Annotated in this window: 13 protein-coding genes; 2 read left to right on the top strand and 11 right to left on the bottom strand. The window is 42.4% G+C overall.

Going from position 1 to position 15,665, the window contains the following annotated elements; translation table 11 throughout:
• Positions 1 to 16 precede the first annotated feature (16 nt).
• On the top strand, positions 17 to 1,837 hold the full coding sequence (locus tag ACFOHL_RS07215; protein WP_376919543.1) for a putative bifunctional diguanylate cyclase/phosphodiesterase: 1,821 nt from the start codon (positions 17 to 19) through the stop codon (positions 1,835 to 1,837).
• A 15-nt stretch (positions 1,838 to 1,852) separates the two neighbouring features.
• On the opposite strand, the gene ACFOHL_RS07210 is transcribed toward ACFOHL_RS07215, so the two are convergent.
• From ACFOHL_RS07210 to ACFOHL_RS07190, 5 genes are all read right to left on the bottom strand, one after another.
• Positions 1,853 to 2,950 (bottom strand): lactonase family protein, encoded by a 1,098-nt coding sequence (locus ACFOHL_RS07210; RefSeq protein ID WP_376919542.1) that lies wholly within the window; start codon positions 2,948 to 2,950, stop codon positions 1,853 to 1,855.
• A 117-nt stretch (positions 2,951 to 3,067) separates the two neighbouring features.
• A complete protein-coding gene (locus ACFOHL_RS07205) occupies positions 3,068 to 4,369 on the bottom strand; it encodes an amidohydrolase family protein (RefSeq protein WP_376919541.1) in 1,302 nt (433 codons plus the stop codon).
• On the bottom strand, positions 4,366 to 5,784 hold the full coding sequence (locus tag ACFOHL_RS07200) for an amidohydrolase (protein WP_376919540.1): 1,419 nt from the start codon (positions 5,782 to 5,784) through the stop codon (positions 4,366 to 4,368). Before ACFOHL_RS07200 ends, ACFOHL_RS07205 begins: the two co-directional genes overlap by 4 nt.
• Before the next feature lie 216 nt (positions 5,785 to 6,000).
• Positions 6,001 to 7,536, bottom strand: coding sequence for a hypothetical protein (locus ACFOHL_RS07195; RefSeq protein WP_376919539.1), 1,536 nt, complete (start codon positions 7,534 to 7,536; stop codon positions 6,001 to 6,003).
• A gap of 157 nt (positions 7,537 to 7,693) precedes the next feature.
• Positions 7,694 to 9,268, bottom strand: a complete 1,575-nt coding sequence (locus ACFOHL_RS07190; RefSeq protein ID WP_376919538.1) for a sodium:solute symporter family transporter — start codon at positions 9,266 to 9,268, stop codon at positions 7,694 to 7,696.
• 109 nt (positions 9,269 to 9,377) lie between these two features.
• On the opposite strand from ACFOHL_RS07190, the gene ACFOHL_RS07185 reads away from it, so the two are divergent.
• The gene (locus ACFOHL_RS07185) at positions 9,378 to 9,827 is read left to right on the top strand and encodes a 3-phosphoshikimate 1-carboxyvinyltransferase (RefSeq protein ID WP_376919537.1); all 450 of its coding nucleotides are present in this window, start codon (positions 9,378 to 9,380) and stop codon (positions 9,825 to 9,827) included.
• An 85-nt stretch (positions 9,828 to 9,912) separates the two neighbouring features.
• Here the strand turns inward: ACFOHL_RS07185 and ACFOHL_RS07180 are convergent, their stop codons facing one another.
• From ACFOHL_RS07180 to ACFOHL_RS07155, 6 genes are all read right to left on the bottom strand, one after another.
• Positions 9,913 to 11,352: an alkaline phosphatase family protein gene (locus ACFOHL_RS07180; RefSeq protein ID WP_376919536.1), complete on the bottom strand. Its 1,440-nt coding sequence runs from the start codon at positions 11,350 to 11,352 to the stop codon at positions 9,913 to 9,915.
• Positions 11,353 to 11,798: 446 nt separating this feature from the next.
• Entirely contained in the window at positions 11,799 to 12,392 is a 594-nt protein-coding gene (locus ACFOHL_RS07175) for a Fic/DOC family protein (RefSeq protein WP_376919535.1), read from the bottom strand.
• On the bottom strand, positions 12,382 to 12,540 hold the full coding sequence (locus ACFOHL_RS07170; RefSeq protein ID WP_376919534.1) for a hypothetical protein: 159 nt from the start codon (positions 12,538 to 12,540) through the stop codon (positions 12,382 to 12,384). The genes ACFOHL_RS07175 and ACFOHL_RS07170 overlap by 11 nt, the downstream gene beginning before the upstream one ends.
• Before the next feature lie 180 nt (positions 12,541 to 12,720).
• Entirely contained in the window at positions 12,721 to 13,941 is a 1,221-nt protein-coding gene (gene eboE, locus ACFOHL_RS07165; protein WP_376919533.1) for a metabolite traffic protein EboE, read from the bottom strand.
• A 16-nt stretch (positions 13,942 to 13,957) separates the two neighbouring features.
• Positions 13,958 to 14,842, bottom strand: a complete 885-nt coding sequence (locus ACFOHL_RS07160; protein WP_376919532.1) for a TatD family hydrolase — start codon at positions 14,840 to 14,842, stop codon at positions 13,958 to 13,960.
• A 39-nt stretch (positions 14,843 to 14,881) separates the two neighbouring features.
• Positions 14,882 to 15,664: an EboA domain-containing protein gene (locus ACFOHL_RS07155; protein WP_376919531.1), complete on the bottom strand. Its 783-nt coding sequence runs from the start codon at positions 15,662 to 15,664 to the stop codon at positions 14,882 to 14,884.
• Position 15,665: the final 1 nt, after the last annotated feature.

The following is a 15,665-nucleotide window of genomic DNA, read 5'->3' as shown; positions in this document are numbered from 1 at the left end:
CAAGGGAGAAATTATTTTGAGCTCTGCGGGTAACGCCCTTCAAATCATTTCTATACAGCATGAATTGTCGATGAATATTGGGATTGGGCTTAATTTGCATGAGATGTTGCAAGTGTTTATGGAGCGTGCGCAAAAACGCTTGAGTCTAAGTAGTGTTCATATGCTTTGGCACTTGTCTTCTTCTCGTCCTGAGCAGTTTGACTCCTTGAGTTTTCCGAACAAAAACCAAGATGTCATTCCAAGTATTTTAAGCGAAGCGCGCAGTATTCATTCGCAACACAATCCTTCTTTGTATGTGTCACCGTCGGCGCATACACATTGTTATTTGTTCTTAGTGCCTAAATTTGGTGTTTTGGTGTTTGAACGAAAACATCAGGCTATTGAAGACAAGATTATTAATGCCTTGGTATCAATGATGACAAAGCTTGCCACTAGCTGCTTGGCATGCCAGCAACATCAGAATTTGGTAGATGAAATCGCCGCCAGAAAAAAAGCAGAAGTAAAGCTGCGCGAACAATCACTTATGGATCCGCTAACGCAACTGTCTAACCGAAAAATGTTCAATGCCAACTTAAAAAAGGCCATCTCTAACGCGATTAGAAGTGGGCGGTATGGCGCTATTTTTTATATCGATCTCGACCGCTTCAAAGTTATCAATGATAGTTTAGGCCATTCTTTTGGTGACGGCGTGTTAAAGGAAATAGCCAAACGATTTGCAAAATGTACGCGAGAAGGTGACACCCTTGCACGTATTGGCGGAGACGAATTTGCTCTGCTTGTCGTTGACTTAGACGAGGAGAAATCCTCAGCAACAACCCGTGCAAAGCGTATCGCAGAAAAGTTGTCAGAGACAATATCGAAACCCATACATGTCGACGAAAATGAACTTGTGGTTACAATAAGCACTGGTATCAACTTATTTCCAGTGCAAGAGCACGCCGAAAATTGTATTGATATACAAGCGCAAATGCTAATCCAAAATGCCGATTTAGCGATGTACCGCATAAAACATGGAAATCGGAATGGTTTTAGTTTCTTCAGTAGTGATTTACAAGCCTTAGCCGACAAACGCTCAAAAATTGAAAAATCATTGCGACAAGCGGTACAAAATGAAGAATTCGAAATTTATTACCAACCCTTGGTGGACAAACAAGGCGCTATTTTAGGGGCGGAAGCCTTGCTAAGGTGGCAAAGTGAAGCCTTAGGCTGGGTCAGCCCAGCAGAATTTATTCCAGTCGCAGAAGAGTCTGGCTTAATTTTGCCAATTGGTGATTGGCTGATCGAAAATGCTTGTAAACTCATTAAAACTATTCAATGCAACAACAAACACTTACAACCAAAATACATCAGTATTAACATTAGCCCTCGTCAATTTATTCAGCCCCAATTTACCGAAAACCTTCTCACTACATTAGACAGGTATGAGGTCGCGCACAACAAGCTACGGATAGAAATTACAGAGAACGTCGCTATTGATAATATGAGCCTCACCATTGCCAAAATGCAGCAACTTAATGACGAAGGTATCGCCATTATGCTTGATGACTTTGGAAGCGGATACTCTTCCTTGTCATATTTGCACAAACTGCCATTGCGGACCATCAAGATTGATCGCAGCTTTATCACCGATATTGACACACTTAAAGACAATCAAGTGATTACCAGCTCAATTGTCGATATCTGTGAGCATTTTTCTATGGAATGCATAGTGGAAGGCGTGGAGACAGAAAGTGAATTTAACTATTTGTCAGAAAAGAACATCACCGCGTTGCAGGGCTACCATTTTTACAAGCCCCTTCCCGCAAAAAAATTCTTAGCGCTTTTCAAAGGCTGCTAGACAATAATCCCTTTCTCAACGTCCAAAAAAAACGGCTTTAGGCGTCTCCACAGACACAATACTGCGGACGTAATTGAGTGTGCCGTCACTGTTGATTTTAAAAGACGCCAATGTGCCACTATTGGCTCCCGCTGCCAATAACCACTTGCCATCAGCAGAAATCGCGATGTGACGAGAAATACTACCACGCACCGGTTCATTCTCAATAAAGCTTAATTTGCCATTTTGTTCACTCACTCTGTAAGCTGTGATTTGGTCAAAACCTCTGTTAACGACATACAAGAATTTACCGCTCGGGTGTATTTGCAAATCAGACACATTTGCCCAAAGCTCTTTCGCGGCATCATCCACTTGGTTAAGATGTTGTACAGCTATTAAATTGCCTGTCTCAACATTGTGTTTGTATACACTTACACCGCCGATTAATTCTTGCGTGACATACGCAAAGTTATAATCTTTATCGAAAATAATGTGACGGGGACCAAATCCTGCGGGTGTTTTTATTTTGTGTAACAGGGTTGCTGATGTATCGCCTGTGATTTTGTAAGCCCAAATAAGATCACTGCCCAAATCGGAAAAATACGCAATGTTCCCTTGCTCATTGAATACGCTGCCGTGTGGATACGATCTCTTCTGGCGACTAGGGTGAACACTGCTCCCAGATACTTTTTCTTGATGTATTGTGTGGCTTAACTTGCCGTCTTGGGTAAGCGAATAAAGCCCGATACTCGAACTATTGTAATAAGAAACAGCAAGCACTGTGCCTTGTTCATTGATTTGAATATGTGCCGCGCCACTTGGTAAGCCCTCTAGTTTATTAATTAATGCGAGTTCATTGTTTTCGTCAATCGCGTATGCGTGGATCTCTTCACCTTGTTTAACGCTAGCTAAAACGTAAATGATCGCTTTGTTTGGATGCATACTAATAAAGCCATCGTATGATTGACTCGGTGCCACGATTTTGAGTCCTGAGAGTTTCCCCGTTTCTGAATCGTGGAAAACTCTAGCCAGCCCTGTCTTACTCGACAGCCAAACCGGCGTTTTTTCTGCCAGAGCTGAAGTAGAAAACACCAAAATCCATAAAACATGTACCCACGCTGTTTGCTTTTTCATTGCTTTATGACTTTCCTTTCAAATATTTGCTGTCAGGCTGTGCCCTCTTAAAGTATTTATGATCAAAGAGGGGATAGCCTGCAATAAATGCCAAGCCTTATTAAAAACGGAAATTTGTTAGGGTCTGACATGCGTCATCGGCGTTTGTTGGTTTAGCTTCATATATCTATCACGGAGCTTGTGCTGACGAGTTTCGTTACTCATTTGCTCACCTTTGATAAATACGACTTCAGCGTGACTAGTCACCTCTAAAGGATCGCCTGACCAAACTACTACATCTGCTTGCTTACCTGGTTCCAAACTACCTAACAACTCGTCGACACCGTAGATGCGTGCTGGATTTATCGTCAGGGAGGCTAAACCAGCATGCCACGGCAAACCATTTGCCACTGCATTTCCAGCATGCTGTGTAGCAAGACGAATATTGTGTGTTTCCATACCAATCGACACCTGCACACCAGCAGTGTGTAAGCGCGCTGCATTTGTCAAGGTTGCCCCCAACTGATCAAAACCGCCAGGTAAGTTGTTTTCAGGATTTAAAATCACAGGAATATCTGCTTGTGCAAGTGCTTCGGCTACTCGCCAAGCCTCAACAGCATTCACTAACACGACATTAATAGATGGGTTCCGTTCTTTAAACTTCACAACTTGCAGAATATCGGCCGCTCTGTCAGCCGTAAAAAGTAAGGGCATGTTACCATTTAACACGCTTAACAAGGCTTCAGCGTCAGGCCGTGTTGTCATGCCATGCCACTCCATTCTTGGCATATACGCAGCAAAACCTGACACCTTTCGGATCGATGCCGCTTCAGCGAACGATTGTTCGATAGAGACCCACAGTGCCGCACGGCTGCCTCCGTGGCTATCTGATACGTTGCTGCTCACATCGACATGCATAAATGCATTTGTCTTGATCAACGAATCAAAGTGACCGCTCAAAGATACAATGGCACCTTGTCCATTGAACATATAGTCCCCACGACTAATACCTGTCGCAGCCGCAGTAATACCCTCAACACGAGAAATAGGGATTAGCGTAGAATCAGGGTTAAAACCATATTGTACGTCCAGAGCAGCACCGACACTTGATACGGGGTTGGCTCGCTCTTCTCCATGCACAACCGAACTGTCAATCGAACCAGCGGACATCCCAACTTCGACCAAGCCAAGTGAAGTCAAGGCACCAAATAAGCCCGGTGTGACTATTTTGCCTGAGGCATCTATTAAGATGTAATCATCAGGCACAGCACTTTTACTAGTGATCAATACAATTTTTCCGTCATCAATGAGTACAACAGCGTTTTCCAATGTTCCCATTGGTCCCATGGTGTGCACAGTACCGCCAACAATGGCAATAGGCTTGGCAGTCGCGACGAATGAGAACAGCATTGTGCCAACTACTAACATCCATTTTTTCATTTTGCGTCTCCTTCACCGACCTGACCCAGTTCAAAATCACTGACCGGCCAACTATCTGGACTAGTTCTATCGTAGATAAGACCTCCATCAATAAAGACCAATTCTGCCTGTGAGTAAGTCGAAAATGGGTCGCCGCTCCACAATACCAAGTCGGCATGTTTGCCAGTCTCCAGGGAACCGGTGTATTCAAATATTCCCAAGGATTTAGCTGGGTTTGCAGAAAGCCACTGCCAAGCTTCGGCTTGACTGATTTCAATACCCGCGCGTAGACCATCCGCCCATGCCTTCGCTGCTTCTTGATTTAAGCGCTGAATACCAAGATCACTGTCAGAATGCACCACCGCGCAAGCGCCTGCCGCGTGAACCATTGGGATGTTTTCCTTAACGGTGTCATACGCTTCCATTTTGAACCCCCACCAATCGGCCCACATGGAAGAACAGACATTATTTTCGGCAAGTTTGTCTGCAATTTTGTAGGACTCGATGGCGTGGTGGAATGATCCTATTTTGTAATTGAATTCCCGCATTACATCCATCATAACGGTCATTTCATCAGCTCGGTAACAATGCATATGCACGATGATTTCACCCTCTAACACACCTACAAGTGTTTCGAGTTTGAGATCGCGCTTGGGTACCTTAGGATCTTTACCCGCATCGTAGTCAGCATAGTATTGATCCCAAGTGCGTTGATAGTTTTGGGCATCGGCCCACGCTTGGCGATAACCTGCAACATTGCCCATGCGTGTCATCGGGCCACCTTTATTGCCATATACGCGTTTGGGGTTTTCACCACAAGCCATTTTTATGCCGTAAGGGGCATTGGGAAATTTCATATCTTGCATTGTCCGGTCAGGGACATTTTTTAAGGTCACTGTGCGTCCACCAAATAAGTTTGCAGATCCTGGAAGGATTTGCATCGCGGTCACACCACCTGCCAATGCTCTTTGAAATCCCGGATCATGTGGCCAAACTGCGTGTTCTGCATGGACTTCTGCGGTAACGGGTCTCGTCATTTCATTGCCATCTGAATGCGATTGCACCGAAGGTGAAGGATAGACGCCTAAGTGACTGTGGGTATCAATAATGCCTGGCGTCACCCATTTGCCTTGTCCATCGATTATTTTTGCAGTCTTAGGTACGTCAATATCGGCGCCAATAGCCACAATTTTACCGTCGTCAAAGTAGACACTACCATTTTCAATTTTGCTTCCAATGCCATCCAGAATGGTCACATTCGTGATTAGGGTGGCAACACTAGGTGCCGGATGATAGGTGCTTGGGTAAGGATCCTTATCTATTTCAAACTTTGGCTTTTGAGTTACCTCAGCATTGTTATCACTGCCACAGCCGACCAACACAAGGCTAGAGATGAGAGTCAATGCGAATACGCACCTGAATGTTGCGCTGTTCATGTTGTTTCCTGTTGTTGTTATTTTTAACTAGTAGCTTTAACGCTCGTTGTTTATTCAGTGGTCATGTCCCGTTAAAGTTTTGGTAATCAACAAGCATTCATAGGATTCATAACCATACCGATATTAAACGTTTGGATAGGAGCAAGCGATCATTATTGTAAGTGTAAAACCATATACTCTATGCGTAAATAGTGCCTTAGTTGTCCAATGTTAAACTCATGGAGCTAAATTAAACAAGGTCATATCACCTTCGGCGTAAATTTGGCATCTACTATCAACATTGTGCTTTTTACGGTGTTGTTCACAGCGTTGCAGGGCTAGTGCATTCGCCTCGTCTTGTGATGCTTTATTCACCACGAATGAATATGCGTAGCCACCTTTGTCGTCCATTGCTAGGGCAAAGGCTTTGTCATATTTGTAATCATAATACCGCTCGAATATTCGATTGATTTTTGAAACAAGATCTTCTGCGGGTATTGGTTCTTCTTTCTTATCGATTATTTGATCGCCGAAGGGGAGCTTGGCAGCAAATTGTTCTGCATCTGTGCTACTTTTACGTTGATAGCCTTGATAAATTTGTTTGTAAAAATCTATTTTTTGGTCATCACTCAGCTGTATGTCGTTTAAGTGTGCCTCGACAAACTCAGGCTCGAGGTAACTCAAATTCCGCAAATAACTTATTTTATGATAATTACTATCAATGTCGCTTTGTTGAGATAGCCACTCCAGAGCTTCAGTCGCTTTTTCATTTGGCCAAGTTCGCATGATGTCTTTCACGGTTTCGAGCTTGTTAGATGCATGTGTTAAACGATAATTAGCGGCCGCCTCTGGTTTACGTAAAGACCAGTAAAATAATGCTGTTTCAGTGAGCTTTTCGCGCTCATTTATATTTTCAATCTGGTTCAAGCGATCGAAAACGTCCATTGGAGAAAGCTCAATCCAAGAACCGAACACAGAGCCAAGCAATGACATGTCGTCGAAGCGCCTTAATTGATTAAAAAGCTCACGATGTTCCTCACTCGTATTTAAGTCGAAAGAAAGGTGAATCAAGCTATTATCAAGTTCTACGCCCTTTTCAGTCAATTCCAAAAGTACATCAACGACACGGCTAATATTAGTTTTTGCTAAGGCTGCCAATAGCTGCATATTTTCCCGCATATTGACATCCTTGGCATTTGAGTAAAGCAGGTTGTTCAAGTAATCAAATCCCAACTCTGCTTTTTTCTTGGCTACTTGAGCCCTGATCGAGTCTACATAGAAAGGAGAACCCGCCATGTGGCTGTGTTTTTGCATAAATCCTAAGACTTCTTCAGGTGCCTTTTCCAGTAATTGAGCAATGATTATTGAGCTGATTGATGTGCGTTCTCTCTCATCATAATTACTCAACAACTCACCAAAATTTAACAATTGCTCGACAGACAAAGTATCGAAAATTGTAAATAACTCTAGCGAGAGCCGCATTTGACTTGGGCTTTCTTTTATTTGAACTAATAGTTCGTTTATTTCGAGTAGGATATCCTCATTGACGTCGCTAGAACTGGGCAAAGACGCTGTTGAAACTTTTGTCGATAATTGAGCCACACTCTCGATCGCAGGTGAATTTGCTGCTGGAGCATTAACTGATGTTGAGACATCAGCAACATCATGTGCTTGACTTGCATATTGGTCTATTTGTTTACCTACGACTACCCCCGCTACGAAGGTAACAATGACCGATGTAACACTGATGACTATCCGTTGACTGGTTTTCATTAATCTTCCCTTATTAAGTATTGTTCTCAACATGCAAGGTCGTTACGCTGCATGCTGGTATTACATAACCACATATCAAACTCAGGTTATTCAGTGATGATACTTCCAATAGCATCAGCAATGCTAGGGGTATTTTTATCAGAATAGACAGCCTCTATCACCCACCTAACAGAATACATACACTCAATATCACAATAAACCAAGCTAACAAAATGGCAATATCAATGCGGTTCAAATCATTGCCGCTTTTTGCGGAATATTCATTGACAATTTGTGGCTCTGGTAATGCCTTTGTTGCGAGCAATCTACTTAGCGCTAAAGATACGGTAGTGGTCACAACAAAACCAATTACGTTCCACCAAAACCAAAAAACACCGTCAACGAATAACCAAAATACCATATTCGTCAAAACACCAGCAATTAGCCCAAGATTTACATGCTTTCCCATGACCGATTGCGTGCTTAAGCCGAGGAAAAAACAGGCTAAAATAGGACCATAAAACAATGAACCAACTTTATTGATGGCCTCAATCACAGTTGGTGCAATATCGCCGGCAAAAAATGATAGAAGCAAAGTCACAAGACCCCAAGCAATGCCAACAAACCTAGCTCTTAATAAATATTGCGAGTTACTAAGGCTTTGCTTGGTCAATCGACAGTAGTCTTCTACTGATACGGCTGAAAGACTATTAATGGCAGAGCTCAAAGAGGACATAGCTGCGGCTAGTATCGCCACTATTAGCAAGCCTATCACGCCATTTGGCATGTAGTTGACAATAAATACCGGCATCATCCAATCTGGCTTTCCTTCAGGTATTTTGTCGAGAAATTCGGGAGTATTCAGCGCAAATGTGCCAATAATTAGACCTGCGCCGCAATACAGCAAGGTAATGGGAAAACGCAAAATACTGGCCGCAAAGATCATTTTTTTTAGGTCGATAGTGTTTTTAGCTGACAACGCGCGTTGCGCCTCGGATTGGTCACAACCATAGTACGAGGCATACAGTATGATCCCTCCAAATAGCATCGGCCAAAAACCAAAACCTTGCCCATCAAATCCATAGGCGTCAAAACGCAAAGTTTGCATTCTACCAGGCTCTAGCCATGACCAAAACTGCTCAAGGCCACCAATATGATAAAGGCCATAAGCCAAGCATACGATAGTCCCTAAAACAATCAATACCATTTGCAAGGCATCACCATACACGACTGCCTTCATACCGCCTTGCAATGAATATACGACTGTAATCAAACCGATGGCAACAATGCTTTGCCAAAACGCTAGACCAATTGCACCCTGTAAAATAACAGAAACCGCATAGATCATAATGGCGGTAGCGAACGAACGACTGATCTGAAATACAAAGCTCAACAGCACGCGTGTATGCAAATTAAAACGCTGTTCCAGATAATCATACACGCTCACAACACCGGCTCGGTGCAGAGAAGGCAGAATCTTCCAAAGTAAGAACAACATGGCCAGTGGTAGCGCCAATTCATAAGACAACCAAACCAATCCTCCACCTTCTCGTAAACCGACAAAGGCAGGAGCTGATACAAAACTAATTGCTGACAGTTGTGTCGCCATAATCGATAAAGATAAAGGCTTCCAACCTAAGCTACGTCCAGCTAAAAAATAGTCTTTTTTGTCGGCTTGATGTCGGAGGATTACCCCCATTATGAGCAAACCAGCCAGATACAAGCCAATAGTTAAAAAGTCCCATATATTCATTATATTTCCCTTTTATTCACTTATAGCGCTCATATTTGTCTCAATTTTCGCTTATTCAAAGCAACAAAGGCTCAACTTTTCATTGAAGTAGGCGTTAACGTAAATAGTAATGAGCAACAGTAGCTTAGCCATGACTAGCCCTAATAGACTATACAAAAATACTATTCCCAAGCAACGAACACAATCGGTAAACAATATTCTGCAACGCATGCCTAAAGATGTGGCGGACAGCTTTTCAGACGAGCAGCTATCGCACCTTCATGCGGCATTGGGAGCAAGAAGTTGGAAAAAGCACAGTATTGATTTGCGTTCTACCTTCGCCATCCCTTTTTCGCGCACTAGAATTTACTATGTTTTTCTAGTGGGTAAAAACTACAGAGAGTTGAGCCGGAGTGAGGAAAAAATTTCTGCCATTACATCGGCCATACTCATTTCTTTTTTTGTACTCATCTCAACCCTTTTCGGCTTACTGGCCTTGTATCTCCTGAAGTCTTGGCTAGGTATCAACTTATTTGAAGATTTTTCACTGGGTATTTGGGGTTGGTTTAAAAATTTATAATTGGCTCAATTCCCGCCGTGCGTAAAGGGAACAAAGCCACCGTTTTTGTATATCTGTATTCTGAACTACAGTATAACTCCGAAATTCACATCGCGACGAAATGCCGCTTTATCAAGTCAAAAACATCCGTTTGCTTATATTGCTTGTCAGGTGACAGCAGGTGTTCTTTAGCAACTAAAATGGCGCCATTGTTAGGATCATCGGTAACTCGACCGTGACTACCCTTCACCAGTTCAGGTTTTAAAGGCGTAACATCCATTAAATACCTAAAGCCCAATTTCTTTTTCAATACCCGACCAGCAATATGCAAGAGCGGGAATCGAATATCGGGATCGACAAACATTTCACAGGGGTCATATCCAACTTTTCGGTGGATATCAACTGTCTTCGCAAACTCGGGGGCTTTTTGATCATCCAACCAAAAATAGTAAGTAAACCAAGCATCTGCTTTGCTGATTGCCACTAAGTCACCACTTCTTTCATGCCGTAAGCCGAGTGCTTCTTGCTCTACTTTATCGAGCACCTTATCGACTCCCTGAGTCGACATAAGTAGCGTTTTTACTGCTTCTATCTTCTCTGCATCTTGTTGACTTTTTTGATTAAAATAGATGTGTGCGCATTGATGATCCGAAACTGCAAATGCTGAAGAAGCACCACAGTCAATATTTTCGATGACTTTATTTGCAGATATTCTAGTTTCTCTCACTTGAATGTAGCCTGCACGACGCAGTATTTTGTTGATATGAACCGCTTGCTTTACTTCTGTGATACCGTATTCTGAGACCAGTAAAAACGCCACATTGTATTTTTCGTAGGCTTCGATGATGGAACCTACAACCTTATCGATAGCGCGTATTTCTTGGGCAATGGAAGGGTGATTTGGCCCCAGCTTTTGCAAACAATAATCTAAGTGAGGTAGATAAACTAACTGTAAATCAGGACGATTTTTTTCAAATTCTTTTATCGCTGCCTTACCAATCCATTCACTCGCACCAATACCCGCTTTTGGTCCCCAAAAATTGAAGAAAGGGAAGGTACCGATTTCGCGCTCAATGTCTTGGTGTAAGCCATTCGGCGAGGAGTAGAGATCGAAAATTTTGTTACCGTCTGCGAGATAATGCGGTCTTGGTGTGATACTGCTATCTACATTGGCATACATGTTATACCACCAAAACAATTTGGACACCTTAATGTCTGGCATAAGTGCTTTTAGCTCATCCCAGACCTTGTTAGCCTGAACCAATTCGTTAGATTGCTTCCAAAAACCGACTTCTGCCAAATCTCGAAAATACCAACCATTCCCGACAATACCATGACTGGACGCTTGTTTACCCGTCAGCATGGCAGCCTGCGCGGTAGTAGTAACAGCAGGAAACTCAGTCAATAAAGCGTGTGATTGATACCCATGTTCCAACAACTTATTTATATTAGGGGTATTTTCTCCCAACATATAAGGACTTAAACCAACAATATTTAACACCGCCAAAGGCTGGGTGACTGATTTAGTTCTTGTGGCATCGTTCATTTAATACTGCTCTATATAGTGATAACGGCAATGAATACATTATTGTGTTACAGCCTTAACAATTACACAATGAGCATGTTTCATTATTTGCAGGGTAATAAACGATGGAGTGATGACTTCATGGGTGGTGCTTTTTGGCAGCTTTCTTTGGAAACGCCCTATGACTGGATCATAGTATCGTGCCTGCATATAAAATAATCGGAAACACGATCCAGACTATTTTCTTGAGGAAAAACAAGCGTTTTGCTTATGGAGAGGGCGTTTCGTCCTTGGCAGCTTTTAAAAGATCATTACCCCTTCTTGGGTATCAAACAAGATAGCACTTTCTCCGATACTTAGTAAGTATAAAGGTTAATCGTTCCTTTGAGTCACCGACTCGCTTATAGCAATTTCAATACCCGCCATAAGCGTATGGGTATTCAAATCCCATCGATAAAGAGGATGATTTAACGTTCAGAAATGGCCTGAGCAAAAATTGCTTTCAACAATTCTAGGTCTAAATTCACGCCAGCAATATTGGCATCAATCCAGTCTTGCTGAGAGATATTAGGCCACGTTACATCATAACCAAGCGTAAACAATAGCTCTTCAAAGAAAAAGCGCTGAACTCGACCATTACCCTCCCGAAAGGGATGCAAAATATTCATTTCGCAAAACAAATCTGAGACTTTTTCAATTAGCTCGTCATAACTCTCATGGTGAGCTAATCCGGGTATAGTGTGAAACAGTTTTTTTGCTTCTGGCTCAATGCGCGTCCAAGTGCAAAAGCGAGTATCTCCTTTTGAGATATCGACATCTCTGACGATCCCAGCCCATTCATACAAATCCTGAAAAAGGTGGTGATGGAGATGCTTCAAATGATCTAGTGAAAAATCTGAAAGAGTCTGTATAGAGGATTCGTAAGTTATATAACGGTGTGCTGTGAATTCAGCTTCAGCATCGGCTAGTATATTAGCATCGCGAATATTTAGAAGATTGACTAGAACGTCTGAGTCGGGGTAACAGTATTTATCTTGAGTTACTCCGTATTTATCTCGCATACTTGCGTTTCAGGTCGGCAATAGATTGGTTACCACTGGCTTTTTTAAGCGCAAGGCCTTCATAGCTCAAACTGACCTTAAAGTTGCCCATGTCAGGAGTAAACTTTGCTTTTTGCCCGTTGATGGTCTTAGAAACAGTATTCGACATAACGCCTCCCGTGTTACTGTCATTTTACTCCAAAGCCATATAAATTACCATTGGTCGCTTGCACATCTCAGCACATTGCAGAAGCCAAACGTTAACCTTAGCTTCTGACAACCTTTGTGAATTTGAGAGTTAATAGGCTCATTGCAACAAATTGGATTTAATGAGGGAGATCACAAAAAACTAAACCAACACATCACGCTCAGCCAAAGCTTTTTCCAACCAATCAAATTCAGCAACTAAGCCTTCAATCAATCGCGCATCGATGTCGTCTTGAGAGTTACTTGCAGATAGGAAATTCAACCAAGTATAGGTTTCGATTTCTAGCTTGGGCGCATAGTCTAATTTGTCAGTTATAAAATCTAAAGCGGCTAAAATGGCAGCTTGTGTCGAATCAATAAACGGCAAAGGCAGATCCTGCTGAGTTTGATTGATAGGAATGTGGTAATGAATGCTCAAGGAGTATGGAGAAGTTTGCTCCTGAGCGAGCAGGTGACTAAGAGAGCCTTTGTTCAAATCTGCTATTTCGCGATGCAAGTTACCGGCTAAAAACACTTTAGTTTGGTGTAAAAACTTATCATCATTGAACATGCTTGTGAGTTGTTCGGCCTCACTGATATCTGTCAGTTTTGCGCTTAAAGCATTGGATATTTGAACTTTTCCAACAAAGATTCCTGCGTCTACGATGGATTGTAAGGCTTTTTCAATGTCTTCACCCATCACCGCCTGATGGCAAGTATCAAAACAACACGCGATGTAACGACAAAGGGTTTGCGGCGACATACCTGCGTTTTTTGCTGCAGGTATCAAGGCTTGTTTAAAAAATTGGATTAACTCTATTGTTGATTGCAACACGCAATCGGGTTCCATTTCAATGCACACCACAATTCGTTTGCCACTTTCGCGCTCTAAACAAGCTAAATATTCTGCAAGCTGTATTAAGTGAATAGTGGCGCTGTGATGTTGCTCATCGCTCCAGGATTTTGCGTAAGCCAAAGGTAAGGTAGATATTGCACCAAAGCGCTCTTCTTTTGGTAAGCAATAGGCCAAAATTTTTGCCAATTGCTGAGTATATTCCAAGCGTTCTAGTTGCGCCCAAGTAGGTAAGTACACGCTTTCTTTTACTACTTTTTGATGAAAGTTGCCATAAGGAAATCCATTCAAACTCGTCAGGTTAAGACCTTGTTGTTCAAGCAAACATTTAAACGAAAACAGTAAATCCGTGTCCTGATTGAGTTGTGCAGCGGTATTTGCCGACAACCACAATCCCGACGCCATCTGTTGTAGACCGCGTTTTTGTTTGACGGCAGAAAAATAGCATTGAATATTGTTAATCACCGAGGGTAAATCATCCCCCGGGTGCACATTACTGCAATACGCTATTTGTTGCTTGGAAAGCTTCACACTTACAAACTGCGTCTTAGTCTTTCTCGATGATCGGTTCCTGACCACGTAGAACTTTGTTTTCTTTATATGTTTTTGTTTGATCGATTAAGGGCTTTTTCACCATATCGATAGATATTTTTCCACTTTGCGCAAAAAAGTTGATCGGATTGTTAAACGTTACTTTTTCGACTTCAGCCTCACTAAATCCACTCTCTAACATCGCCTGTGCAGTTTTGGGTACTTTCAGTGGATCGCTCACCCCCCAATCTGCTGCGCTGTTTACAATCATTTTTTCAGTACCGTACTCTTGTAAAAGTTTTACCATGCGCGGCTCCGACATTTTGGTGTTCGGATAAATACTGTGTCCTCGCCAACAATCGGTTTCTAATACGAGTGGCAAAGTCTGTTCGTTTAGGTGATCGACTAAGACCATTTCTTCTGCTATACCGCTCTCTTTTATAGCGTCGAGGGTACGTTTAGTACCATTGACTTTGTCACGGTGCGGCGTGTGTATCAATACGGGTAGATTTTGGTCGATAGCCAGTTGAAGTTGCTCTAATAGAAAGCGATCTTCCTCGGGAGTCATATCGTCGTAACCAATCTCACCAACACCCACAACATTATCTTTTTGGCAGTAACGCGGCAGCATCTTCATCACCGCTTCGGCCAGCTCTACGTCATTTGACTCTTTTGGATTTAACCCCATCGTACAAAAGTGCATGATGCCAAACTGAGACGCCCGAAAATGCTCCCAACCAATCAGGGTATCAAAGTAATCAACAAACGACCCAACCTGTGTACGCGGTTGACCTAACCAAAATGCCGGCTCAATCACGCCTACAATGCCCGCTGCAGCCATATTTTCATAATCGTCGGTCGTGCGCGAAAACATGTGAATATGGGGGTCGAAATATTTCATTTTACTCATCCTCTATTAATATTGTCCTAAGCGCCGTCACTACATCGGCACATTTTGTATACCTTGCAATTCGATTTGAGCGCGAATATGGTCTTCGTGCCCTTTGTCTCTATCTATAAAGTGCTGGCAATATTTTTTGAATACCAGCTTGTGTTCATCCGATAAATCTGTGTATCTGATTGCCATCCAAATAGAAGCAGGCGGTATTCTCTCAGCCAGCGCTTGTTCGACAACATATGAAAAACACATATTCACCAAGGCTTCATTTATACGCTGGGGTAAACCAAGTAGATTGCTAATGTCCAAACCTTGGTGCAACGCCTTTAATACCAATTGATTAAAATTCAACTCTTCAAAGTGCTTGCTTGGATAAGCATTATTTAGCGCTAAGGCAGCAAATTCCTCGCGACTATTGCAACGTGTCGCTCTTAGCGCTGTATCTAATGCTTCGCCATTGTTATCAAATACGTCAAAGCCCTTTAATAAGGCACACTTCTCTTGGCTATCACCGTATTGATAATAGGCTTTTGCCAATTTTTTGAAACTCAGTTCTTGATGGCTTACTAACACTTCAAGGACTAAAGCAATCCTCACTAACTCACTGCTACTACAATGCCCTAGAGCAGAAAACGTGACGTCTGATTGGATTTGGCGATTGACTGAGGCAGATAGATTCAATAATTCGTTGATGGGATCATCCGTATTTTTCAAACAATCAAAGCCTTTGAGTAACCAATCACGTTCCTTAGTAGACATTTGAGTATGCCATATCACCCCAAGCTGCTCTCTAACTGAAACACGTATTGTCACATCTAAAGCCATC

It is taken from the genome of Agaribacter flavus (assembly GCF_042646125.1).
Classification (GTDB): Bacteria; Pseudomonadota; Gammaproteobacteria; order Enterobacterales; family Alteromonadaceae; genus Glaciecola; species Glaciecola flavus.
The sequence above is the reverse complement of the archived record's forward strand: the minus strand, read 5'-3'. Positions and strand labels throughout refer to the sequence as shown.